This window comes from Kitasatospora sp. NPDC101176 (genome assembly GCF_044768035.1).
Classification (GTDB): Bacteria; Actinomycetota; Actinomycetes; order Streptomycetales; family Streptomycetaceae; genus Kitasatospora.
In genome coordinates, this window is the sequence record NZ_JBIWPA010000016.1 from 139,726 (window position 1) to 161,016 (window position 21,291).

Here is a 21,291-nt window from a genome sequence, read left to right on the forward strand (position 1 = left end):
CCCCGCCTCACCGGCGTGCCGCGGGCCGGGGCGGGCCCCCCCGCCCGGGGGGGCCGGGGGCCCCCCCGCCCCACCGCGCACCCGCGCGGGCCCGGACCTCCCCCACGGCCCGGGCCCGCGCGCGCTGCGGCGACCCTAGTGGTCGTTGAGGCTGGTGTCGTTCCACCACCCCTGGCGTCCGACGGTGAACGTGACGGTCCGGGCGCCGATCTGCCCCTCGTAGCTCTGGCCCTTCGTCAGCAGGCTCCGGTCGATGACGCCCTTGGGGTCCTTGATGCCGAGGAAGGTGACGGCGCCGGCGTGGTCCAGGTTGCTCTGCTGGAAGCCGGAGGGCCGGACGGTGGTGATGACCTCGTCCCAGTTCCTGGGTGCGGCGAGCTGGTGGGCCAGGTGGACCTCGGTGCCCTGGCCGAAGGCGAGGTAGGTGAGGAAGTCGGGGTACTCGGTGGCGTCGAGCGGCCGGTAGTGGACGACGTCCTCCTTCCGGCAGGTGGCGATGGTCGGGTCGAGGATCGTGGTGAAGGTGCGCCGCCCCTCCCCGTCGACCGTCACCCGCTCCAGTTCCACCGGCAGCGAGGTGCGGGTGCCGTCGACGATCTCCGCGAGCGGCCAGTGGCCCTCGGTGAACAGGGAGTAGTAGACCTGCTCGGTCTGGTACCGGGAGAGGTCCTTGAGGTACGTCTGGCGCAGCTGCGCGTCCAGCCCGAACTTGTTGATCATCTGGAAGGCGTGGACGGGCACGAAGTAGAGCGGCAGGTGGTAGGCGAAGATCGTGCCGGTGCCGATCAGCAGGAAGCGGTGGCCGTGCCGCGGGGCGGCGGATCCGTCGGTGGAGGCGGCGTCGGGGGTGGTCATGCGGGTGCTCCTGTGGGTGCGGGGGGAACGGGTCGGGTGCTCCCCCGGCCGGCGGCGGGGCGCGCGGCCCCGGCGACGCGGCGGCGGTGCCAGAAGGGGTGCTCGGGCCACCGGCCTTCGAGGGAGTAGTAGGCGCGCCGGTTGCGCAGGTGGACGGCGCTGATCGTGTCGAGCTCGCTCGCGTACCCGGCGAGGGCCGTCCGGTCGCCACCGAGGTGGCGGTGGACGGCCTGGCCGGCCCGCAGGCCCGTGTACAGGGCGGTGAGGATGCCCTGGGAAGAGAGCGGGTCGAACGCGGCGGCGGCGTCCCCCGCCGCGGTCCAGCCGTCCCCGGTGACGACGTCCAGCCGGGCCGTGTGGGCGGGCGCGCGCCGCACCGGGGCACCGGCCGGCCACGGGTGCGCGGCCGCCCACCGGGCGGCGTGCCGGGTCGCCCCCAGGCCGGGGAGGGGTTCGGCGCCCCCGGTCCGGGCGCTCGGCAGGTCGGCGTCGGTGTAGCGGGCGAGCAGCCGGCGGCCGCCGGGCAGCAGCGCCGTGTACCACCAGCCGTCGGGCACCGCCTCCACCAGGGTCGAGGCGTCGGCCACGGGTTCGGCCGGTGCGGGCAGGGTGAGGTGGAGCGCGACGAGCCGGTCGTCGACCGTGCGGCGGGCCCCCGCGGCCGTGGCCAGGGCGGCCCGGCGGCCGGTGGCATCGACCAGCCAGCGGCAGCGCACGGCAGGGGGCGCGTGCCGGCCGCGCAGCTCGACCGTCCAGCCGCCGTCGCCGTGGCGCTCGGCCGGGCGGACCAGGGTGCGCTCGGCCACCACCGCGCCGCCGCCGCGCGCGCGGTCGCGCAGCCCCCGGTCGAAGCGGGCCCGGTCCAGGTGCCAGCCGTGGCCGTGCGGGTCGTTGATGCTGTCCTGCGCGGCGAGCTCCGCCGAGCCCCAGGCCGACAGGTTGGCGTGGCAGGGCAGGTGGTGGCGTCCGTCGAGCAGGTCCTCGGCACCGAGGTCCCGCAGCAGGACCCGGGCGACGGCCGGGAGCGCCTCGCCGACGGACGGCGCGCCGGTGGCGGCGTCGGCCAGCAGGACGCTGCGGCCGGCCCCGGCGAGCGCCAGCGCGGCCGCCGCGCCGGCCGGGCCGCCGCCCGCGACCACCACGTCGTACCTCGCGGGGTGGATCCCGGCGCGGGCGATGCCGTCGTCCATGGGGTCGCGCACTCCTTCCGAAGGGGGAGCTCGGAGGTCCGTCGGACGGTGGCCGCCGGGTGACCGTGCGCGAGACTGCGGGGACTGCGGGACCGTCGACGGACGGTTCACGGACAGGGTTCGGCCACCGGGGGAACGCCTGACGGTGCGCCCCCAGACTGACAGATCGACCACGATCCACCGGTGGGGCTGCGGGCCGGATCGCGCACTTCACCCGGACGGCTGGACGGGGCGGGCACGCCGACGGGCGCCGGGCGGCCGCCCGGGTGGTTCCGCCGATCGGCCTGCACCCGCCGGAGCGAACCGCGGCGGTGGCACCCCGCCGGCCCCGCGGCCGCGTGGTTGACTGAGGCCGAGCGTCCGGCGATGGGGAACCACATTGAGTCAACTCGACCTGGCCAGGCTGCAGTTCGCCATGACGTCGGTCTACCACTTCCTGTTCGTACCGGTCACCATCGGCCTGGGCTTCCTGACCGCCCTGCTGCAGACCGGCTGGCACCGCACCGGCCGGACCGAGCTGCTGCGGCTCACCCGGTTCTTCGGCGTCCTCCTGGTGATCAACATCGCCGTGGGCGTGGTCACCGGCCTGGTGCAGGAGTTCCAGTTCGGCATGGACTGGTCGGAGTACTCGCGCACCGTCGGCGACGTCTTCGGCGCCCCACTGGCCATGGAGGGGCTGGCCGCGTTCTTCCTGGAGTCGACCTTCCTCGGCCTGTGGCTGTTCGGCTGGGACCGCCTGCCGCCGCGGGTGCACCTGGCGACGATCTGGGCCGTGGCCGTGGGCGGCGCCCTGTCCGCCGCCTTCATCATGATGGCCAACTCCTGGATGCAGCACCCGGTCGGCTACACCGTCGACCCGTCCAGCGGCCGGCCCCGGCTCGACGACGTGTGGGCGCTGTTCACCAACCCGGTGTTCCTCCGCGGGTACCTGCACGCGATCCTCGCCTCGGTGGTCACCGGGTGCGCGGTGATGCTCGCCGTCTCCGCCTGGCAGCTGCGCAAGGGGTCCTCCCCGACCGCCTTCCACGCCACCGCCCGGCTGTCGCTGGTCGTGCTGGTCCCGGTGCTCCTGGTCGCGATGCTGGTCGGCAGCGAACTCGGCGTCACCGAGGGGAAGTACCAGCCGATGAAGATCGCCGGCGCCGAGGCCCAGTGGGACACCTGCCAGCCCTGCTCCTTCTCGCTCTTCCAGGTCGGCGGCGGCAAGAACGACATGACCCCGACCCGGATCATCTCCGTCCCGCACCTGCTCTCGCTGCTCGCCACCAACCACTGGAACGGCCAGGTGCTGGGGCTCAACGCCGTCCAGGCCCAGTACGAGCAGCAGTACGGGCCCGGCGACTACGTCCCGAACATCTTCGTCCAGTACTGGGCGATGCGGGTGATGGCGTACCTCGCCGTCGTCCTGCTGCTGGTCGGGCTGTGGGGCCTGTGGCTGCTATGGCGCAAACGGCTCGGCACCGCGCGCCGGTTCCTGCGGGTGGCGGTCTGGGCCTCGGTGCTGCCGTTCCTGATGAACACGGCGGGCTGGCTGCTCACCGAGAGCGGGCGCCAGCCGTGGATCGTCCAGGGGATCCAGCTCACCCGCAACGGCGTCTCGCCCTCGGTGGGCACCACCACCGTCGCCATCAGCATCCTGGTGTTCTTCCTGCTCTACGCCGCGCTCGCGGTGGTCGAGGTCGTCCTGATCGCCCGGTACGCCCGCAAGGAGCTGTCCCCGCCGCCCGCCGAGGACGCCCCGGTCCCGGCCCTGAGCTACTGAGGCCCCCGATGGCGCTCGCCACCTTCTGGTTCATCGTCACCGCCGTGCTGTGGACGGGCTTCTTCGTCCTGGAGGGCTTCGACCTGGGCGTCGGCATCCTGCACACCGTCGTCGCCCGCGACGAAGCCGGCCGGCGGGCGGCGATCAACACCATCGGCCCGCTCTGGGACGGCAACGAGGTCTGGCTGATCGTCGCCGCCGCGGCGATGTTCGCCGCGTTCCCCGACTGGTACGCCACCGTGTTCTCCGCGCTCTACCTCGCCCTGATCCTGCTGCTGGCCGCACTCATCGTGCGCGGCGTCTCCTTCGAGTTCCGCGGCAAGGGCGAGGGCGCCCACTGGCGCCGCACCTGGGACACCCTGCTCACCGGCGGCAGCCTGCTGGTGCCCCTGCTGATCGGGATCGCGCTCGGCGACCTGCTGCACGGCCTGCCGATCGACGGCGACCGCGAGTTCACCGGCTCCTTCGCCGACCTGTTCTCCTGGTACTCGGTGTTCGCCGGCCTCACCCTCGTCCTGCTCTGCCTGCTGCACGGCGCGACGTTCATCGCCCTCAGGACCACCGGCGCGGTGCGGGCCCGCGCCAAACTGCTGGCCCGCCGCATCGCACCGGCGGCCGTCCTCGCCGTGCTGGCCTTCCTGCCCTGGACCCACTCCACCGCGGGCAAGGGCGTGCTGCCGGACATCCTCGAACTCGTCGCCGTGCTCGCCGTCCTCGCCGCCGGCTGGCTCGTCACCGGGCGGCGCGAAGGCTGGGCGTTCGTGGCCACCGCGGTCACGATCGGGACGACCGTCCTGTCGATGTTCGTCGACCTCTACCCCCGGCTGGTCGTCTCCAGCACCGACCCCGCCTTCGACCTGACCGTCCACAACAGCGCCTCGGGCGGGTACGCGCTGAAGGTCATCAGCGTCGTCGCGGTGGTCTTCCTCCCGCTGGTGCTCGCGTACCAGGGCTGGACGTACCACGTCTTCCGCCTGCGCGTCTCCGCCGAGGACTTCGCGCCGTCCCGCACGGCGGAGTGACGGGCCGAGGGCGTCGCGGGACCGGACGACCGAGGGTCCTCGCCCGGGTGGGGCGAGGACCCTCGGAGTGCGGGGCCTGCTGAGCCGTCAGGCCATCGGGGCGGTCAGGCCCTCGGGGCGGTCGGGGCCGTGCCGGCCGGCTAGGAGGGGAAGGGCCAGACCGGGCACCACGGCCAGACGATCTGGCCGGGGATCGGCGGGCCCCACGGCGGGCAGGACGGGAGGGGCTGCGGGGCGGGCGGGGCGGAGGTCCACAGGACCTTGCCGTCCAGGGCGACCGCGATCGCGCCCTCGTTGTAGATGTCCAGCTCGGCGCCCCAGCGGCCGCCCGTCTGGCTGTTCCACAGCGGCGCGTTGGCGGCCGAGTACACGACGAGGTTGCCGTCGCCCTGCATGGCCAGCACGTTGCCGTTGGGCATGGCGCCGGGCGCCACCCAGACCGGCTTGTTGTCGCGGTAGAGCACGACGTTGCCGTCGCCCTGCATGGCGAGCATCACCCGGCCGTCCGGCGAGTACCAGGCCTGGTTGCGGGAGATCGACGTGTTGCCCGGGATGCGGGTGGGCGTGGACAGCGCCGCGAGCGCGGTCGCGGACGCCTGGACGGGTGCCTGGGCGGACGCCTTCGCGGTCGGGGGCGCCGCCGGGGCGGCGTGGGCGGATCCTGCGGTCAGGGTGGCGAACCCGACGGCGGCGACGGCCGCCAGGGCGGCGGCCCGGGTGCGGAGAGTGGTCATGGCAGGGCTACGGGTCCTTTCGAACGGGGACGGCGGTGGGGCCGCTGGGGCCCGTCCCGCCGACGGCGCGTCAGCTGGGTTCCGCGCGCCGGGCGCTCAGGCTATGGCCGTCACCCGTGGGGGCTGCGGCAGTTGGACCGGCAGCTGACCGGCACCCGCGCGGGCGCAGGCCTGCCCCAGTCGCGGGCGACGAGGTCCGCGAGACGGGTGACCGAGGTCTCGACCACCTCGGTCTGGGTGTCGAGGCGGTGCGCCTCCTGCGGGGGAGCGCGGCCGTTCCGCGGTCGATGAACTCCAGGGCCCGTTCGAAGTCCTCGGCGCAGGCCGCCGCGCAGGCCGCGTTGACCCAGCAGCCGTAGCCGAGGTCCGGGCGGCCGGCGCGGACCCGGCACCCCGTCCGAGCGGGCGATCCGGGCGCTATGGGACCATACGCGCCATGTTCAGCACGTTTCCGCCGGATCGGGGCCCCCACGCCCCGGCCGACCCCCCGACCGACCCCCGCCGCCGCCTCCTGCTCGAACTGGGCGCGGCCCTGCTGAGCGGGGGCCTGCCGGTCCACGACGTGGAGGAGGAGCTGCGCGGGCTCGGGCGGGCGCTGGGTGCGCCCGAGGTGCGGGTCGCGGCCTTCACCACCGGCCTGTTCGTCGCGCTCGGCCCGGACGACGCGACCGTCCTCGAGCCCGTCGGCCCCGCCCTGCGGTTCGAGCAGACGGCCGACCTCCTCGATCTGGTCCACCGGCTGCGCGCGGGCGCGGTCGACGGACACCGGGCGCTGAGCGATCTGGACGCGATCCGCCGGGCACCGGCCCGCTGGCCCACCTGGGTCGCCGACCTCGGGATGCTGCCGGTCGGGGTGGGGCTCTGCCTCTTCCTGCAACCGGTGGCGGTGAACGTCCTCGCCTCGGCGATCGGCTCACTGATCGTCGTGGGCCTCACCATGACGGCCCGCCGGCTGCCGCTGCTGCGGCCCCTGCTGCCCGTCACCGCCGGCTTCCTCGTCTCCGTCCTCGTGCTGGGGGCCGCCCGGGCCGCACTGCTGGACGGGCCGCTGCGCACGATCGTCGCCACCCTGGCGATCCTGCTGCCGGGCGCCCTCCTGGTCACCGGGCTGTCGGAGATCGCCGCGGGTGCGGCCAGTGCGGGGACGGCCAGACTGGTGTCCGGCTCCGTCCAGCTGGCCCTCTTCCTCGCCGGCGTGGTGGCCGCCACCGCCGCCACCGGCGTCCCCGCCTCCGCGCTGGCCGACACCAGGGTGGCGGAGCCGAGCTGGTGGGTGATCTGCCTGGGGCTGGCGCTCGCCGTGGCCGGGCTGGTCGTCAACGTCTACACCCCGCCGCCGGCCATCCCCTGGATCGTCGCGGTGATCGCGGTGACGGCCGCCGTCCAGATCCCGGTCACCTCCGCCAACGGCGCGGCGCTCGGCGGGCTGGCCGGCGCGGTCACCGCCGCCGCCGCGGCCACCGTCGCGCACTGGCTGCCGGGCGGTCCGTCCTGGCAGGTGCTCTACCTCCCCGCGTTCTGGGTCGTGGTGCCCGGCTCCTTCGGCCTGCTCAGCACCGCGCAGATCGAGGTCGGCAACGGGGCGCACGCCGTCCTCGCCGCGGTGTCGGCGCTGTTCGGGGTCAGCGTCGGCACGCTGATCGGCTCGGTCATCAGCCGGATCCCCCGGCCCGCACCCGCCCCGCTGCGGCCGGGCGCCTGAGCGGAGGCACCGCGGCCGGGCCCGCGGGTCGGGGCCGGGTAGGGCCGGGCGGGGCCGGGCGGGCCGCTCCACCTGCCCTCACCCCGCCCTCACCTCGACGGGAGCGACGGGAGCGACGGGACCGGCGGAGCCGGCGGGACCGGCAGCGGAGTGCGCTTGGCGGCGTGACCGACGATGGCCGTCTCGACGTGGGTGATGCCCAGGCCGACCAGGTCACGGGAGAGGAAGCCGTAGAGGGCCGTCAGGTCCGGGAAGTACGCGGCCGCGTGCAGGTTGGAAGGGCCCGAGGTCGCGAACGCCCCGTGCACCGAGGGGTGGTCGGCCAGCGCCTGCCCGGCCGAGGCCAGGTGGTCCGGGGCCACCTGCAGCAGGAACTTGGCCTCGATGGACAGCCCGAGGCGGCGGGGGTCGACCAGCACCTGGGTGACCAGCCGGCCCTGGGCCGCCATGTGGGCGAGGCGCCGGCGCACCGTGCTCTCCGGGTGGCCGGTGCGCGCCGCCAGGGCCACCGCACTCAGCCGTGCGTCCGGCGTGAGGGCGTCGATCAGCGAGCACTCCACGGCGTCCGTCTCGACGCCGTACGGCCCCGGGGCACCGGAGGCGGCCGCCCCGGGGGTCGGCCCGGCCGGGCGCAGGGCCTCCCGTTCGGCCGCGGTCAGCACCTGGTGGCGCCACTCGGAGGTGAGCCGGAAGACGTGCAGGATGGTGGCGCTCTCCAGGGACGTCACCGCCTGGGTCGAGGGCAGTCGGCGGAAGACCAGGTGGTCGCGCGAGCCCGGCTCGGTACGGGCGACCGCGAAGATCTCGTCGCCCGACGTGGTGACGTCGATGAACGGGATGTCCTCGCGCGCCGCGAGCGCCGCCACGATGGTGTCGAGCTTGCCCCGCAGGACCCGGATGCGCAGGAAGAGGGCCCCGGCCGAGCCCCCGTTGCGCGGCCGCGCCACCGGCGAGATCACCACCCGCACGGTGCCGTCGGCGCCGAGCGCCTGCAGACGGCGGCGGACGGCCGCGGCACCGAGCCCCAGCACCTGGGCCGCCCGCTCCGCCGTGAGGCGGCCGTCGCACTGCAACGCGGCCACCAGCCGCTGGTCCGGGAGGCTCAGGACGGAACTCGCCGATTCACGCGCCATGCGTGCGAGTTTCGCCGATTCACGCACCGTGCGTGCGAGTTTCGCCCATTCCGGGGCCTCGCGGCGCATCTTCCGGGGAGCCCGCCCCGAGGATGGAGGTCATCCGCTCCGCCCCGTCCCCGACGCAGGTCGGCGGACCTCCGAGCCCCGGAAAGGAGCGACCAGTGATCCTCGACCCGCGCATCTGGTTCCCCGGCCTCACCCACTGATCGTCGGCACCACCGGCGCCGCGCCGACGGCACGGGGGTCCGCCGGCGCGGCACCCATCGGAAATCCCGGACAGGAGAACGCACATGATCATGGTCACTGGCGCGACCGGGACGGTCGGTCGCGAAGTGGTGGAGCTGCTGGCGGCGCAGGGCCGCGAGACGGCGGCCGTCACCCGCGATCCCGCCGCCGGCGGATTCGCCGACGGCGTCCGGCCGGTCGTCGCCGATCCGTCCCGGCCGCGGTCGCTGGCACCGGCGCTGGACGGCGTGGAAGCCCTCCTGCTCAGTCCGCGCGCCGTCGACGGCGCCGCTGCCGAGCTGCTGGCGCTGGCGGCAGAGCACGGCGTGCGACGCGTCGTGGTGCTGTCGGCGGTCACCGTCGAGTACGGCGGCGGGTACCGGCGCTTCGCCGAGGAGTTCGTGCTGGTGGAGGCTGCGGCCGCGGCCTCCGGGCTCCAGTGGACCTTCCTCCGGTGCGCCGACTTCGCCGCAAACGCGCTCGCCTGGGCGCCGCAGATCCGTGCGACCGGCACCGCCCGGGGCGTGCACGGCGCTGCGGCCACCTCCCCCGTCCACCAGCGGGACGTCGCCGAGATCGCCGTACGGGCACTGCTGGACCCCGCCCACGCGGGCCGCGCCCACCCGATCACCGGGCCGGAGTCGCTCACCCAGCACGACAAGGCCCGGATCATCGGCGAGGCGATCGGCAGGGACCTCTCCTTCGAGGAAGTGCCCCCCGAGCAGCTGCGCCGGGCGATGCTCGCCCAGGGGCTGCCCGAGGACGTGCCCGACCGGCTGATCGGCTACGCGGCCGCGTGCCTGACCGACCCCGGACCGACCACGGACACCGTCGCGCGCCTCCTCGGGCGCCCCGCCCTCACCTTCGCCACCTGGGCCGCCGAACACGCGGCCGCCTTCCGGAACTGAGGCCGCCATGGACGTCACCACCGGGAACGACCGCACCGCGCCCGACCGCAGTGCCGTCATGAAGCGGATCGAGCTGTCGGCCGGGACGATCGAGTACCGGGACACCGGTGGCGACGGCCCCGTCCTGGTCCTGCTGCACGGTCTGCTGATGGACGCCACGCTGTGGGACGACACGATCGCCCGTCTGGCCGCCGACCACCGCTGCCTGGCACCGACCCTGCCGCTCGGGGCGCACCGGCTCCCGATGCGCCCCGACGCCGACCTGTCGCTGCCGGGTGCGGCGCGACTGGTCGCCGAGTTCCTCGACCGTCTCGGGCTGCACGACGCCACACTCGTCGGCAACGACACCGGCGGGGCGCTCCTCCAGCTCCTCATGAGCGACGGCGCCACCCGGATCGGGCGGGCCGTCCTCGTCTCCTGCGACGCCTTCGACAACTTCCCGCCCGGGCTGACCGGCAGGACGCTGCTGCTCACCGGACGGCTCCCGCCCCGGCTGTTCGGGCTGTTCATGCAGCAGATGCGGCTGCGCGCCGTCCGACGGCTGCCGGTCGCGTTCGGGTGGCTGACCAAGCGCGGCGACGCCGCCACCGCCCGGTGGATGACACCGGTCCTGCGGCAGTCCGGCATCCGCCGCGACACCGTACGCCTGCTCCGGGCGGCGGCGGCCGACACCCGCCTCCTGCTCGAAGCGGCCGAGGGCCTGCCGGGCTTCGACCGCCCCACCCTCGTGGTCTGGGCGGCCGAGGACCGCGTGATGCCACCCGAGCACGCCCGCCGCCTCGTCGAGCTCGTCCCCCGTGCACGGCTGGCCGTGGTGGACGACAGCTACACGCTCGTCCCGCTGGACCAGCCCGGACGACTCGCCGACCTCCTCCGCGAGTTCGCCCGTGCACCCGACCCGTCAGGTGCCGGCCGAGCCGGCTGAGCCGGGGGCCTTCGGCCGGTCGTCCGCGCCTGCGAGCGGCACCCGACGCGCCGGGCGCCGGGGGACCGGCGCGCGGGCCGGGACGTTGACAGTGCCGCGACGGGCTCCTAGCGTGGCGCAGCCGACTACCCGCGAGTAGGGACACTTGATGGCCGAGCCCCGCCCGTACGACCTCGTCCTGTTCGGTGCCACCGGGTTCACCGGCGGACTCACCGCCGAGTACCTGGCCCGCACCGTGCCCGAGGGCTGCCGCTGGGCAATCGCCGGACGCGACGAGCGCAGGCTCGCCGCCGTCCGGACCAGGCTGGCGCGGATCGACCCGCGCTGCGCCGACCTCCCCCTGCTGACCGCGGACGCCGCCGACCGCGAGGCGCTGCGCGCCGTGGCCGCCGGGGCCCGGGTGGTGGTCTCCACCGTCGGCCCGTACCTGCAGCACGGCGAACCCCTCGTGGCGGCCTGCGCGGACGCCGGCACCGACTACGTGGACCTCACCGGCGAACCCGAGTTCGTCGACCGGATGTACCTCCGGCACCACGAGCGCGCGGTGGCGACCGGCGCACGGCTGGTGCACGCCTGCGGCTTCGACTCCGTCCCGCACGACCTCGGCGTGCTGTTCACCGTCGAGGAACTGCTGCGCCGCGGCGGCCCGGCGACCGCGCTCAGGGTGGAGGGCTTCGTCCGCGCCGGCGGCACCATCTCCGGCGGCACCTTCGCCTCGGCGATGACGGCCTTCTCCCGACCGCGCGCGATGGCCCGGGCCGCCCGGGCGCGCCGCGCCGTGGAACCCCGGCCGAAGGGACGGCTGGTCCGCACCCCGACCGGCCGTCCGCACCGCTCCCGGGTGGCCCGGGCCTGGGCCGTTCCGATGCCCACGATCGACCCGCAGGTGGTGTCCCGCTCGGCGGCCGCACTGGGCGCGTACGGCCCCGACTTCGGGTACGCGCACTACGCCGCGGTGCGACGGCTGCCGATCGCCCTCGCTGGTGTCGCCGCGGTGGCCTCGATCGCCCTCGCCGCCCAACTGCCGGTACTGCGAAGGGCCCTGGGGCGGCTGCGCAAGCCCGGAGACGGCCCGGGAGAGGACCAGCGGGCCCGCTCCTGGTTCGCCGTCCGGTTCGTGGCCCGGGAGCGTGGCGGACGGACCGTCCTCACCGAGGTGTCCGGGGGCGACCCGGGCTACCAGGAGACCGCGAAGATGCTCGCCGAGGCGGCTCTCTGCCTCGCGTACGACGACCTTCCGCCCGTCGCGGGACAGCTGACCACGGCGGTGGCGATGGGCCGGCCGCTGATCGACCGGCTGATCGCGGCGGGCCTCTCCTTCCGGGTCCTGGACACGCCGCCGACCGCCGCCCCGGGCCGCTGACGGGCGGACGGGTCGGCAGCGGGCGGCCGGCGCCGCGCCGATCAGAGGACTGGTCCCGGTGGCACCCCGGCACGTCGTCGGGCCCGGTCGACGGGGGCGTCCTGCGCCTGCTGCGGAGGTGGTCCGACATCGCCGTTTCGCTGGCATGATGCACACCGTGAATACACGGGTGTGGACCGCAGGGCACACCACCGGAGGCCCGCTGGACGACGTCTTCCGACTCGTCCGTGCACGCGTGGCGGACGTGGTGATCGAGCGCAGGGTGAAGCAGGACGAAGCGGATGACGACGACCTGTTCCTCATCCGCATGGTGACCAACCCCGAGCCGCTCGAACTGGAATGCCGACCGGGCGGCCGACCGCCGTTCATCGTGTCGGACGAGTACTCGTGGATCGACGCACGGGACTCCGCCGAGGCCGCCGAGGCCGTCTACGAGCTCCTCAGCGCGTAGGGCCGGATGCCCCGTCATCGACCCCGGCCTGCGCTGGTCGAAGGTCAGACCGAGCCGGTCGCCCCCTCCACCGTCCACCAGGACCGGGGGTCGTCGCAGCCCTCGACGGCCACCCGCTCGCCGTAGCCGTGCTCGGCGAGGCAGCCGCCCCCGTTGGCGTGGAGCCTCAGCCGGGTGGCGGAGCGCCCGTCCGACGCCTCCCGGCCCGGCGGCCCCAAGGGGGCGTGGGCGTCCACGACGCCCCACCGCTGGCCGCCGTCCTGTTGCCGCTCGTCGGCCAGTTCGTACGCGAGGTAGACCGAACCGTCGGGGTCGGCGGTGAGTACGAGGGGCTGAGGCGCCTCCTCGTCCGTGCTCACCAGCAGCGACTGGAGGACCACCTCGCCGTCGGCCACGGGCCGGACGAGCCATTCCTGGTCCCCGCCCGCGCTCTCCGGCATGGCGATCACGCCGGCCCCGTCGGCCGCGCGGGAGCCGTCGACCCCGGCCGCCGCCATCCTCAGCGCCGCCGGTCGGGCCGTCAGGGTGCCGAGCCCGCCGAGCTGTCGGGGTGCGGCCACCGGCGCGTCGGCCGGCCACGGCGGCGACGTGCCCGTCCGGTCGGTCTGCTCCTGCGGGAGGAGTCCGCCCCGGGCATCCGGCTGGTCCGGTCCGATGACCGCGGCGGGCGGCGGTGCATCCGTCGTCGGCTCCGCCGGTCTCTCCTGACGGACCACCAGGACACAGGTGAGCAGGGTGAGCGCGGTGGTGGTCTGCGCGGCGACGCGCACGGCCATGTGAGGCAACTTGACTTTCCTCCCGAGCGGTTGGGGTGTCGAAGGATGCGGCGGGGGTCCCGGGCCGCCGGGTCAGGAACCGCCCGGCACGGCGGCCGGCGTGACCCGGACCGGGGCCACGACGGTGGCGGCCACTGCCGGCAGGGCGAAACGCCGCTCCTTCTTGCGCAGGTCGGCCGGGCTCTCGTTGCTCAACGAATCCCTCCTCGTGGTGGTGCGGACCCGGCCGGGGCCGGAGTGGCGCGGTGGTTCACGGTGCGGTGCCCGGCGCTTGGGTGGTCTCACGGTTCGGTGTCCGGCGCTTCGGTGGTTCACGGTGCGGTGGTCGACGGGCTTGCGCTCGACGGTTCAACGATTCACCCGGCGAGGGTTGACGGTTCGGCCGCGACGGACGGCGGGCGACCGGTGCACGCGCGCCGCCCGGTCGGCGGAGGCGCCGTCCGGTGCGCGATGCCAGGGCGGTTCACCACCGTCGGAGCGACCGCGCCCTGCCGTTCGGTACCGTGGTCCAGGGTGTCGCGCCGACCCTGCGGCGCACCGGCCCGCCCGCTGGATCGTCAGGACCGGGCAGCGCGGCCTGACCGAATCCGACCGGGCGCCGCTGCTCGGCTGGCGCGACCCGGTCGAGGGTGTCTTCGAGGTCCGGCGCAAGGACGGGGACGCCGTCATCCTGCTGAACCTGGTGGACGACCAGCGACGAGCTGCTCCTCCCCCCTGGCGAAGCGGGGGAACGCCTCGCCGCCTGGCCGTCGCCCATCCGGACACGGTCGACGCGGTGTTCCGGGGGCTGCTGCCGAAACCCGGGTTCACCTGGAGCGAGCACGGCGAGAACCTGCTGCACCGGCGCAAGCCCTGGTACTTCGAGCGGGAGCCCCACCCGGGCGTCTCCGTGGTCGGCGAGCGCCTCGGCGAACTGGCCGCCGGCACCCGACCGCGCTTCACCAGGGCGCGGCGGGCCTGACCGGGCTGCTCCCCCATGAGTGAGGGGAGGCGGCGGACCGGTTCGCCGGCGCGGCGCTGAGCCGGGCCCAGGGCGAGCCGGGCCCGGCAGGGGGCTCAGGCCCGGCGGGGGGCTCAGGCGTCCGTGTCGGGGGTGACGAGGTGCTCGGCCAGGAACCAGACCTGCGTCTCGCCGGTGCGGATGACCTGGGAGACCAGGAGGTCCTGGGTGCCGTCGTCGCCCAGGCCGGCCGTACGGGTCGCCGCGTCGCGGCTGTCGGCGAGGATGCCCTCGTGCGCGTCGAGGAGGCGCGAGAGCATCGACTGCACGTCCTCGATGCCGTCCGGCGGGCGGTGGACGCCCGTGATCAGCGCGGCGTGCCGGGGGTCGCCGACGGCGACGCCGCCGAGGCTCTGCACCCGCTCGGCGAGCGCGTCGACCAGCTCCAGCTGCTCCTGGGCGTGCTTGTCGAAGAGCAGGTGCAGTTGGTAGGCCGTCGGCCCGCGCATGCCCCAGTGGCACTTCTTGTAGAGGGAGTACAGGAACTGGGTGTCCGCGAGGACGCGGTTGAGCCGCTGGCACGAGTACTGCCGGGCGTCGTGGGAGAGGGCGATCGGCAACTGCGTGACGGTGCCGAACTCCTGGATCTCGGGGCGGTGCTGGTGGAGGCGGGGCTGGCTGGGCACGGTGGTCCTGGGCTCCTCGGTGGGGTCGGGTGAAGGGTGCGCATCGAGTCGGCGCGTCCTGCCGGCGGTGGCGCGCCGATCCGGTGGCCGGGCACGCGGCCCGCGGCGGCATCAGACTAGGAGCGCGCGGGCCGCGGACTGTTCCGACGGCGCACCGCTCACCGCCGGTCAGCGCACGGCGTCCACGGACCGGGCCCTCGGGCGGCACCCGCGGCGGGTCCGGTCGAGCATCATCTGCCGAGCGGCTTCGGCGAGCTTCTCCCAGAAGGCGGTGGACACCGGGCGGACGTCCGCGATCTCGATGAGCATGTCGAGCACCGTCTCCCACTCCTGGAGCTCGATGTCCCGGCGGACGTCCGCGATCGTCAGGCCGTTCTCGGCCGTGGCGTTCCCGGGCAGCAGGTCGACGGCCTGCCGGAGGAGGGTGAACGCGTCGTCCGTGCCGTTGATCGTCACCTGGCACCGGCCGCCCGGTCAGGCCCCGGGATCACGCTGGTCGGCGGGAGGCCTTCGAAGAAGGCGACGGCCTCCTCCCGCCAGTGCGGGCGCCAGCCCGCGGCCTCGGCGCGGGCCGCGTCGGCGCAGCGGCGCATGTCCGCGCGGAGCTTGCCGTCCACGCCCAGGTGCCGGGCCAGCCCGCGGACGTGCTCGACGGTGGCGGCCGGGCAGTGCGGGTCGCCGAGCGCGGACTCCACGACGGCCCGCTGCGACGCGTCCGCGCGGGCGAGCAGGGCGCTCACGGCGTAGCTGCGGCGCCCCGCGCGGAGGTCGGCGCCGGTGGACTTGCCGGTGGCGCCCTCGTCGCCGAAGAGGTCGAGGTAGTCGTCGCGCAGCTGGCCGCCGATGCCGACCAGGGTCGCGTACCGGCGCAGCCGTGCGTCGTGGCCGGCCAGGTCCGCGCCGGTGGCCAGCAGGCCCAGGCGCAGCGGGGCGAGCACGGAGTAGCGGGTGGACTTGTACTCGCAGACGGTGTGCAGGAACTCCTCGTCCGGGATCGGGAGGACGTCGCGTTCGAGGTCGACGATCTGGCCGGTGACCGTCTCGGCGGCCGCGTCCAGCTGCACCTCCAGCATGGCCTGGCGCAGCTCGGCGGGGACGTCGGCCTCCAGCAGGACCCGCATCGAGAGGAAGGCGGCGAGGTCCCCGGCCAGGACGGTCAGGCCGAGCGCGGTGCGGTCCGCGTCCGGGAACTCCCGGCGGTAGGCCTCGTGGGTGGAGGGCCCGCCGCGGCGGACGGGCGCATCGTCGATGAGGTCGTCGTGGACGAGCCCGTGCGTCTGGAGCAGTTCGATGCTCAGCGCGGCCTCGGCCAGGCCGGGCACCGGCTCGGTGGTCACCAGCCGGGCGGCCTCGTACAGCAGGGCGACCCGCAGCCGCTTGCCGCCGCGCAGTGAGAGGTCCCGCAGCAGCTCCAGGCAGCGCGGGGTGAAGCGGCTGAGCGGCGGTGTGTCGAGGCGCTCCGGCAGGGCCGCGAAGTAGGCCTCGAAGCGGAGGTCGAACCGGCGGCGGTGTTCGGCGGCTCGTGCGCGGGCGGCTGCCATGATCGTCTCGTTCACGGGGCCCACCCTCGCATCCGCCCGGGTCGGCCTGCGCCTCCGGGGTCGGGGCGGGCGGTTCGCCCGGACGGCCGGGGCAGACCTTTCGGCCAGTCGTGCGAAAGGTCTGTTCATGACCACGACACCCCCCTAGAGTGGCCGCGATCCTCCACAAGTGGCCCTTTCTTCACGTCGGTTCACCGGCTCTTCACGCCCGGTTCGCTGACCTCGGGACGTTCAGCGCAGCCTGTTCCCATCATCGAGCCGGAAGGGCCGGGTCCGTGACGCAGGCGTTCCAGTCCCCCGGCTTCGCCGCGTTGGCGGCCGACCGCGCGGTCGAGACCCGGCTCGTCGACGAGCGCTGGCAGGCGGTGGCCTGGGACCTCCGGACGGGCCGGCGCCGGGTGGTCACCGACCGGCCGGAGGGCGTCCACCTCAGCGAGATCGAACCGGACGGCGACGCCGTGTGGTGGTTCGATGCCGACCACGCGGGGGAAGGGCGGTGGCGGCGCGAGCCCTTCGCCGGCGGTCCGGCCGGCGAGGCGCTGCACGGCGTGCCGCGCGGACGGGCCTACGGCGTCGCCTTCGACCGGACGGGTGCGCTCGCGGCGGTGGCCGTCGGCGTCGACGGCGCCTCGCACTGCTACGTCGGGCCGCCCGCGGGCGAGGCCCGGCTGATCGGCTCGGCGCCGGGGTACCTCGGCCTGGCCGACCTGTCGCCGGACGGCCGGCTGCTCGCGCTCGCCGGGCAGCCCGACGGGGACGACGCGGTGGTCCTGTGGCCGACGGCGGCGCGGGCGGACGACGAGACGGACGGCAGCGCGCACGGACTGCCGGGCGCCCGGCCGGACGGCCCGCTGCGGATCGCCGGGAACCGTGGACTGCGGCTCTGGCCGATCGAGTTCAACCCGCTCGCGGTACCGGAGCCGGAGCTGTTGCTGGTGGTCGAGGAGGAGGAGCGGTACACCCTCGCGACCTGGAGCGCGGACACGGGGCTGCGCCGGCACCCGGGGCTCTCCTTCGACGCGCAGATCACGGCCGGCTGGTACCAGGGGCCGCGCGGAGTGCTGATCCAGCACGAGCGGGCCGGACGGAGCCGCCTGCTGCTCGCCGACCTCGACCCGCCGGACGGACCGGGGGCGACGGCACGGAGGGCGGCCCGGAAGCAGGAGGGAACGCGGCAGGAGACAGCCTGGCAGGGGACGGGGGACCAGGAACCGGAGCCGGCCCGACGGGCCCCGTCCGTCCGGGGGATCAGCACCCCGGGCGGCACGATCCACGACCTCTCCTGCGCCCCCGACGGCACCCTGCACTGCGTCTGGAGCCGGGAGTCGACACCGCCCCGCCCGCTGGTGCTGCGCCCCGGCACGGAGGTCGCCCACCACCCCGGCCCGGACCACGACGGCACCTCCCGCACCCGGCGCTGGACGACCCGGCCGTACGGGCGCATCCACAGCTTCGTCAGCACCCCGGCCGGCCCCGGCCCGTGGCCGACGCTCTTCCTGGTGCACGGCGGCCCCGCCACCCACGACCGGGACTCCTACGACCCGCGGGTGAACGTCCTGGTGGAGCAGGGCTACGCGGTGGTGCGCACCAACTACCGGGGCTCCACCGGCTACGGCGCCCGCTGGCAGCACGAGTACGGCCACCGGGTCGGGCTGGCCCAGATCGAGGACCTGGCCGCCGTCCGCGCGGACCTGGTCGCCGACGGTACGGCGCTCGCGGAGCGCACCGGCCTGTGCGGGTTCTCGTGGGGCGGCTACCTGGCCCTGCTGGCGATGGGCGCGCAGCCGGACCTGTGGTCGCTCGGCATGGCCGCCCAGCCGATCGCGGACTACCCGGCCGCCTACCGCACCACCACCCCCGCCCTGCGCGCGCTGGACCGGCAGCTCTTCGGCGGGACACCGGACGAGGTCCCGGAGCGCTACCGCGCGGCCGACCCGCGGTCGTACGTGCACCAGGTCCGCTCGCCCGTCCTGCTGGTCGCCTCGCGGACCGACGAGCGCTGCCCGCCCGACCAGGTGGCCCGCTACGCCGCCGACCTGGGCCGGCTGGCGGTGCCGCACGAGCTGCTCTGGGTGGACGGCGGCCACTACAGCCGCCGGACCGCCGACCACCGATCGGTGCTGACCGCGATGGTCCGGTTCGCCCGGCGGTCCTGGCCCGCACCACTCCCCCGGCCACCCCGGGGCGATCGCCCCGGGGTCCCCGCCGAGTCGATGGAAGGAGGTGAACAGCCATGAAGCGACGCAGCATCCAGAACGACCCGATCAGCACCCCGGAGCGTGACCGGGGCGCCGTGGTGGTCCAGAACTTCGCGCTCGACATCACCAAGGCCGCGCCGGTCGCGCCTGCCCTCAAGGGGCAGCCGAAGCCGGAAGCGAAGAAGTGACCCTCCGTCGCGGCCGGGGGCCCCCCGGGGCCCCGGCCGCGACACCTCACCGACCGTCTGCGGACAACAGAAGTGGCCACCATGCGTATCGTCCTGCTGCACATGCCCTGGGGCGCGATCGACGTGCCGTCGCTGGCGCTCGGGATCCTGCACACCGCCGCCGTCCGTGCGGGCCACCGGGTCGACGTGCGCTACGCCAACCTGGACTTCGTGGACTGGGCGGCCGGGACCACGGGTTTCGGTGTGGACGACTACCAGTACTTCTCCGAGAAGTCCTACTTCCAGGGCGCGGGGGACTGGGCGTTCGCCGGCGCGCTGTACGGCGACGACGAGCCGGCCCCGGGCCCCGACGGCGACAGTCACGGCGACGGCGACAGTCACAACCACGATTTCGCGGGCTACTTCGAGTACCTCGCCGCCAACGGCGCGAGCGAGCAGGAGGTCGCCCTGACCCGGGCCACCCGCGCGATCGCCCCCGCGTTCATCACCCGCCTGGTCGAGGAACTCGCCGCCGACCCACCGGACCTGGTCGGCTTCACCACCACCTTCCAGCAGAACACGGCGAGCCTGGCCGCCGCGAGGCTGCTCAAGCAGCGCTGCCCGCAGGTGCGGACGGTGTTCGGCGGCGCGAACTGCGACGGTCCGCAGGGCGCCGCGCTGCACCGCAACTTCCCCTTCCTGGACTACGTGGTGCGCGGCGAGGGCGAGGCCGCCTTCCCGGCGCTGCTGGCCGGCGGCGACCTCTCCGCGGTCCCCGGGCTGTGCTGGCGCGACGGCTCCGGGAGGTCGACGGCCAACGCGATGTCGACGCGCCCGCTGCCGCCCGCGGCGATCCTGGCGCCCCGCTACGACGGCTTCTTCGAGCGGCTCGACGCCTCCGTCGCGGCCGGCTGGGTCGACCCCAAGCTGGTCGTCGAGGGCTCCCGGGGCTGCTGGTGGGGCGAGAAGCACCACTGCACCTTCTGCGGGCTCAACGGCTCCTCGATGGAGTTCCGTTCCAAGCCCCCGGCGGACTTCCTCGCCGAGGTGCTCGCGCTCGCCGAACGCCACCAGCTGCTGGACGTCTACGTGGTCGACAACATCCTGGACATGAGCTACTTCGACACCGTCCTGAAGTCGCTGACGGAGCTCCCCGTCGACCTGCGGCTGCACTTCGAGATCAAGGCCAACCTGCGCCGCCACCAGTTCCAGCTGCTCGGCGACTCGGGCGCGGCCCAGGTGCAGCCCGGCATCGAGAACCTGAGCACCCGGGTCCTGCGGATCATGGACAAGGGGGTGACGGGCTGCCAGAACGTCCGTGCGCTGCGGGACGCGCAGAGCGCCGGGGTCTCGGTGACCTGGAACTACCTCTACGGCTTCCCCGGCGAGCAGCCGGACGACTACGAGTCGGTGATCCGCCAGCTGCCCGTGCTGCACCACCTGGACCCGCCGACCGGCGCGGGGCGAATCGCGATCGAGCGGTTCAGCCCGTACTTCGACCGCCCCGAGCTCGGCTTCGCGATCACCCGTCCGGCCTTCCAGTACCGCGCGACCTACCGCCTCCCGGAGAGCGAACTGAACGAACTGGCCTACGTGTTCACCGCGCCGCCGCGCGGGATCGGCGGCGGGCTCGCGGAGCGGCTGGGCGCGGCCGTGGACACCTGGCTCGCCCGGTTCCCCGACAGCCGGCTCACCCACCGGGACGCCGGCGACCGGATCGTGCTCGTCAACACCCGTCCCGGGTTCGACTGGCGGGTGGTCGAGCTGACCGATCCGGTGGAGCTCGCCGTCTTCCGGCTGCTCTCCCAGCCCCGGTCGGCCGCCGCGCTGGCGGCCAAGACCCCCGGCGGCGCAGCGGCGGTCGGGCCGGTGCTGGAGCGCTTCACCGCCCTGGGCCTGCTGTTCCACGACGGGGACAGCTTCCTGCAGGTCGCCGTCGAGTCCGACAACCAGGTGCTGATGCGGATGCAGCACCGGCACGGCCCCGTCGCCGTCCACCCCCACGCCGAGGAGGTGCTCGATGCCGTCGCGATCGGCTGAAGCGGCCGACGCCGCCGCCTGGCGTGCGGCCGACCCCGAGGTCGAGCTGTGGCTCGACTACGACCCCGCCGCACGGGAGTTGCCGGGCTACGCGCTCGGTCGCCGCAGGCTGCGCGGCCCGGTGCAGCAGGAGGTCACCGAGCTGCACCGCGCCGGGGTCCGCTGCCTGCGGCTGACCGGGCCGGTGCACCTGTGCGCGGACGCGCCGGCGGCCTCCGCGCGGGCGCTGACGCTGCTGCGCGAGGCGACCGGGCAGGGGCTGGCCGTGCTCTGGCAGGCGGTCTGCACGGACGGCTGCGCCGCGCGGCGCCGGTTCCACCACCTCTACCCGCCCGAGCGGGTGACCGGGTGCGCACCGGAGGTCGCCGACGGGTGGCGCGCCACGTACTACCCGAGCAAGTGCGTCTTCCGGCGCGGCCCCGGCTTCGTCGAGGTGCGCGACCGCCGGTTCGGGACGCTGGAGCTGTTCACCATCGACGAGCCGGGCCACCTGGCGCAGGTGGAGGCGCTGTCCGAGGGCGTCGACCTCGAGCTGCTGCCGGACGCCGTCCACCGGGACTTCGCCGGCGCCGGTCTGATCGCCGAACAGGCCGGCCGCGCCTGGTTCCTGCCCATGCGGGTGCGGCGCTGGCCCTTCCCGTCGCTGACGGTGTAGCCGCGCACGACCGCC

General features: G+C 74.9%; 21 protein-coding genes. 12 read left to right on the forward strand and 9 right to left on the reverse strand.

Going from position 1 to position 21,291, the window contains the following annotated elements; all coding sequences use genetic code 11:
• Positions 1 to 135: 135 nt before the first annotated feature.
• Entirely contained in the window at positions 136 to 855 is a 720-nt protein-coding gene (locus ACIRS1_RS22285; RefSeq protein WP_402842519.1) for a hypothetical protein, read from the reverse strand.
• The gene (locus tag ACIRS1_RS22290) at positions 852 to 2,045 is read right to left on the reverse strand and encodes a tryptophan 7-halogenase (protein WP_402842522.1); all 1,194 of its coding nucleotides are present in this window, start codon (positions 2,043 to 2,045) and stop codon (positions 852 to 854) included. Before ACIRS1_RS22290 ends, ACIRS1_RS22285 begins: the two co-directional genes overlap by 4 nt.
• A 379-nt stretch (positions 2,046 to 2,424) precedes the next feature.
• On the opposite strand from ACIRS1_RS22290, the gene ACIRS1_RS22295 reads away from it, so the two are divergent.
• Together ACIRS1_RS22295 and cydB are read left to right on the forward strand one after the other, a co-directional pair.
• Positions 2,425 to 3,807: a cytochrome ubiquinol oxidase subunit I gene (locus ACIRS1_RS22295; RefSeq protein ID WP_402842524.1), complete on the forward strand. Its 1,383-nt coding sequence runs from the start codon at positions 2,425 to 2,427 to the stop codon at positions 3,805 to 3,807.
• Between the two features lie 8 nt (positions 3,808 to 3,815).
• Positions 3,816 to 4,829: a cytochrome d ubiquinol oxidase subunit II gene (gene cydB, locus ACIRS1_RS22300; RefSeq protein WP_402842527.1), complete on the forward strand. Its 1,014-nt coding sequence runs from the start codon at positions 3,816 to 3,818 to the stop codon at positions 4,827 to 4,829.
• Between the two features lie 140 nt (positions 4,830 to 4,969).
• On the opposite strand, the gene ACIRS1_RS22305 is transcribed toward cydB, so the two are convergent.
• Positions 4,970 to 5,563: a hypothetical protein gene (locus ACIRS1_RS22305; protein WP_402842529.1), complete on the reverse strand. Its 594-nt coding sequence runs from the start codon at positions 5,561 to 5,563 to the stop codon at positions 4,970 to 4,972.
• 436 nt (positions 5,564 to 5,999) lie between these two features.
• On the opposite strand from ACIRS1_RS22305, the gene ACIRS1_RS22310 reads away from it, so the two are divergent.
• A complete protein-coding gene (locus ACIRS1_RS22310; RefSeq protein WP_402842532.1) occupies positions 6,000 to 7,265 on the forward strand; it encodes a threonine/serine exporter family protein in 1,266 nt (421 codons plus the stop codon).
• 89 nt (positions 7,266 to 7,354) lie between these two features.
• Here the strand turns inward: ACIRS1_RS22310 and ACIRS1_RS22315 are convergent, their stop codons facing one another.
• Positions 7,355 to 8,398 (reverse strand): Lrp/AsnC family transcriptional regulator, encoded by a 1,044-nt coding sequence (locus ACIRS1_RS22315; protein ID WP_402842534.1) that lies wholly within the window; start codon positions 8,396 to 8,398, stop codon positions 7,355 to 7,357.
• Positions 8,399 to 8,691: 293 nt separating this feature from the next.
• Between ACIRS1_RS22315 and ACIRS1_RS22320 the strand changes: the two genes are divergently transcribed.
• The 4 genes from ACIRS1_RS22320 (at position 8,692) to ACIRS1_RS22335 (ending at position 12,273) form a co-directional block, all read left to right on the forward strand.
• Positions 8,692 to 9,534 carry an NAD(P)H-binding protein gene (locus ACIRS1_RS22320; RefSeq protein ID WP_402842537.1) on the forward strand — a complete coding sequence of 281 codons (843 nt, stop codon included), beginning with the start codon at positions 8,692 to 8,694 and terminating at the stop codon, positions 9,532 to 9,534.
• Between the two features lie 7 nt (positions 9,535 to 9,541).
• Positions 9,542 to 10,459, forward strand: coding sequence for an alpha/beta hydrolase (locus ACIRS1_RS22325; RefSeq protein ID WP_360218020.1), 918 nt, complete (start codon positions 9,542 to 9,544; stop codon positions 10,457 to 10,459).
• Positions 10,460 to 10,607: 148 nt separating this feature from the next.
• Complete coding sequence (locus ACIRS1_RS22330; protein WP_402842541.1) at positions 10,608 to 11,822, forward strand: saccharopine dehydrogenase family protein; 1,215 nt, start codon at positions 10,608 to 10,610, stop codon at positions 11,820 to 11,822.
• A gap of 157 nt (positions 11,823 to 11,979) precedes the next feature.
• Positions 11,980 to 12,273: a hypothetical protein gene (locus ACIRS1_RS22335; RefSeq protein WP_402842544.1), complete on the forward strand. Its 294-nt coding sequence runs from the start codon at positions 11,980 to 11,982 to the stop codon at positions 12,271 to 12,273.
• 44 nt (positions 12,274 to 12,317) lie between these two features.
• Here ACIRS1_RS22335 and ACIRS1_RS22340 read toward each other — a convergent pair whose 3' ends face one another.
• Together ACIRS1_RS22340 and ACIRS1_RS22345 are read right to left on the reverse strand one after the other, a co-directional pair.
• On the reverse strand, positions 12,318 to 13,049 hold the full coding sequence (locus ACIRS1_RS22340; RefSeq protein WP_402842546.1) for a hypothetical protein: 732 nt from the start codon (positions 13,047 to 13,049) through the stop codon (positions 12,318 to 12,320).
• Positions 13,050 to 13,121: 72 nt separating this feature from the next.
• Positions 13,122 to 13,244: a hypothetical protein gene (locus tag ACIRS1_RS22345; RefSeq protein ID WP_360218012.1), complete on the reverse strand. Its 123-nt coding sequence runs from the start codon at positions 13,242 to 13,244 to the stop codon at positions 13,122 to 13,124.
• 580 nt (positions 13,245 to 13,824) lie between these two features.
• Between ACIRS1_RS22345 and ACIRS1_RS22350 the strand changes: the two genes are divergently transcribed.
• The gene (locus tag ACIRS1_RS22350; RefSeq protein WP_402842549.1) at positions 13,825 to 14,010 is read left to right on the forward strand and encodes a hypothetical protein; all 186 of its coding nucleotides are present in this window, start codon (positions 13,825 to 13,827) and stop codon (positions 14,008 to 14,010) included.
• Between the two features lie 113 nt (positions 14,011 to 14,123).
• On the opposite strand, the gene ACIRS1_RS22355 is transcribed toward ACIRS1_RS22350, so the two are convergent.
• The 3 genes from ACIRS1_RS22355 to ACIRS1_RS22365 form a co-directional block, all read right to left on the reverse strand.
• Positions 14,124 to 14,675, reverse strand: coding sequence for a Dps family protein (locus ACIRS1_RS22355; protein ID WP_402842552.1), 552 nt, complete (start codon positions 14,673 to 14,675; stop codon positions 14,124 to 14,126).
• A gap of 168 nt (positions 14,676 to 14,843) precedes the next feature.
• Positions 14,844 to 15,131, reverse strand: a complete 288-nt coding sequence (locus tag ACIRS1_RS22360; protein ID WP_402842554.1) for a hypothetical protein — start codon at positions 15,129 to 15,131, stop codon at positions 14,844 to 14,846.
• Positions 15,128 to 16,216 (reverse strand): polyprenyl synthetase family protein, encoded by a 1,089-nt coding sequence (locus ACIRS1_RS22365; RefSeq protein ID WP_402842614.1) that lies wholly within the window; start codon positions 16,214 to 16,216, stop codon positions 15,128 to 15,130. The genes ACIRS1_RS22360 and ACIRS1_RS22365 overlap by 4 nt, the downstream gene beginning before the upstream one ends.
• Before the next feature lie 275 nt (positions 16,217 to 16,491).
• On the opposite strand from ACIRS1_RS22365, the gene ACIRS1_RS22370 reads away from it, so the two are divergent.
• The 4 genes from ACIRS1_RS22370 (at position 16,492) to ACIRS1_RS22385 (ending at position 21,276) form a co-directional block, all read left to right on the forward strand.
• Positions 16,492 to 18,453 (forward strand): alpha/beta hydrolase family protein, encoded by a 1,962-nt coding sequence (locus ACIRS1_RS22370; protein ID WP_402842557.1) that lies wholly within the window; start codon positions 16,492 to 16,494, stop codon positions 18,451 to 18,453.
• Positions 18,450 to 18,602, forward strand: coding sequence for a hypothetical protein (locus ACIRS1_RS22375; RefSeq protein WP_402842560.1), 153 nt, complete (start codon positions 18,450 to 18,452; stop codon positions 18,600 to 18,602). Before ACIRS1_RS22370 ends, ACIRS1_RS22375 begins: the two co-directional genes overlap by 4 nt.
• Positions 18,603 to 18,683: 81 nt before the next feature.
• Positions 18,684 to 20,621: a RiPP maturation radical SAM C-methyltransferase gene (locus ACIRS1_RS22380; RefSeq protein WP_402842563.1), complete on the forward strand. Its 1,938-nt coding sequence runs from the start codon at positions 18,684 to 18,686 to the stop codon at positions 20,619 to 20,621.
• Positions 20,602 to 21,276 carry a DUF5825 family protein gene (locus ACIRS1_RS22385; RefSeq protein ID WP_402842564.1) on the forward strand — a complete coding sequence of 225 codons (675 nt, stop codon included), beginning with the start codon at positions 20,602 to 20,604 and terminating at the stop codon, positions 21,274 to 21,276. Before ACIRS1_RS22380 ends, ACIRS1_RS22385 begins: the two co-directional genes overlap by 20 nt.
• Positions 21,277 to 21,291 lie beyond the last annotated feature (15 nt).

What these genes read in the sequence shown, in the direction of transcription:
- ACIRS1_RS22340 (WP_402842546.1), bottom strand. Translation starts at nt 13,049, where the DNA reads ATGGCCGTGCGCGTCGCCGCGCAGACCACCACCGCGCTCACCCTGCTC.
- ACIRS1_RS22365 (WP_402842614.1), bottom strand. Translation starts at nt 16,216, where the DNA reads ATGGCAGCCGCCCGCGCACGAGCCGCCGAACACCGCCGCCGGTTCGAC.
- ACIRS1_RS22305 (WP_402842529.1), bottom strand. Translation starts at nt 5,563, where the DNA reads ATGACCACTCTCCGCACCCGGGCCGCCGCCCTGGCGGCCGTCGCCGCC.
- ACIRS1_RS22290 (WP_402842522.1), bottom strand. Translation starts at nt 2,045, where the DNA reads ATGGACGACGGCATCGCCCGCGCCGGGATCCACCCCGCGAGGTACGAC.
- ACIRS1_RS22310 (WP_402842532.1), top strand. Translation starts at nt 6,000, where the DNA reads ATGTTCAGCACGTTTCCGCCGGATCGGGGCCCCCACGCCCCGGCCGAC.
- ACIRS1_RS22380 (WP_402842563.1), top strand. Translation starts at nt 18,684, where the DNA reads ATGCGTATCGTCCTGCTGCACATGCCCTGGGGCGCGATCGACGTGCCG.
- ACIRS1_RS22315 (WP_402842534.1), bottom strand. Translation starts at nt 8,398, where the DNA reads ATGGCGCGTGAATCGGCGAGTTCCGTCCTGAGCCTCCCGGACCAGCGG.
- cydB (WP_402842527.1), top strand. Translation starts at nt 3,816, where the DNA reads ATGGCGCTCGCCACCTTCTGGTTCATCGTCACCGCCGTGCTGTGGACG.
- ACIRS1_RS22385 (WP_402842564.1), top strand. Translation starts at nt 20,602, where the DNA reads ATGCCGTCGCGATCGGCTGAAGCGGCCGACGCCGCCGCCTGGCGTGCG.
- ACIRS1_RS22325 (WP_360218020.1), top strand. Translation starts at nt 9,542, where the DNA reads ATGGACGTCACCACCGGGAACGACCGCACCGCGCCCGACCGCAGTGCC.
- ACIRS1_RS22320 (WP_402842537.1), top strand. Translation starts at nt 8,692, where the DNA reads ATGATCATGGTCACTGGCGCGACCGGGACGGTCGGTCGCGAAGTGGTG.
- ACIRS1_RS22285 (WP_402842519.1), bottom strand. Translation starts at nt 855, where the DNA reads ATGACCACCCCCGACGCCGCCTCCACCGACGGATCCGCCGCCCCGCGG.
- ACIRS1_RS22375 (WP_402842560.1), top strand. Translation starts at nt 18,450, where the DNA reads ATGAAGCGACGCAGCATCCAGAACGACCCGATCAGCACCCCGGAGCGT.
- ACIRS1_RS22330 (WP_402842541.1), top strand. Translation starts at nt 10,608, where the DNA reads ATGGCCGAGCCCCGCCCGTACGACCTCGTCCTGTTCGGTGCCACCGGG.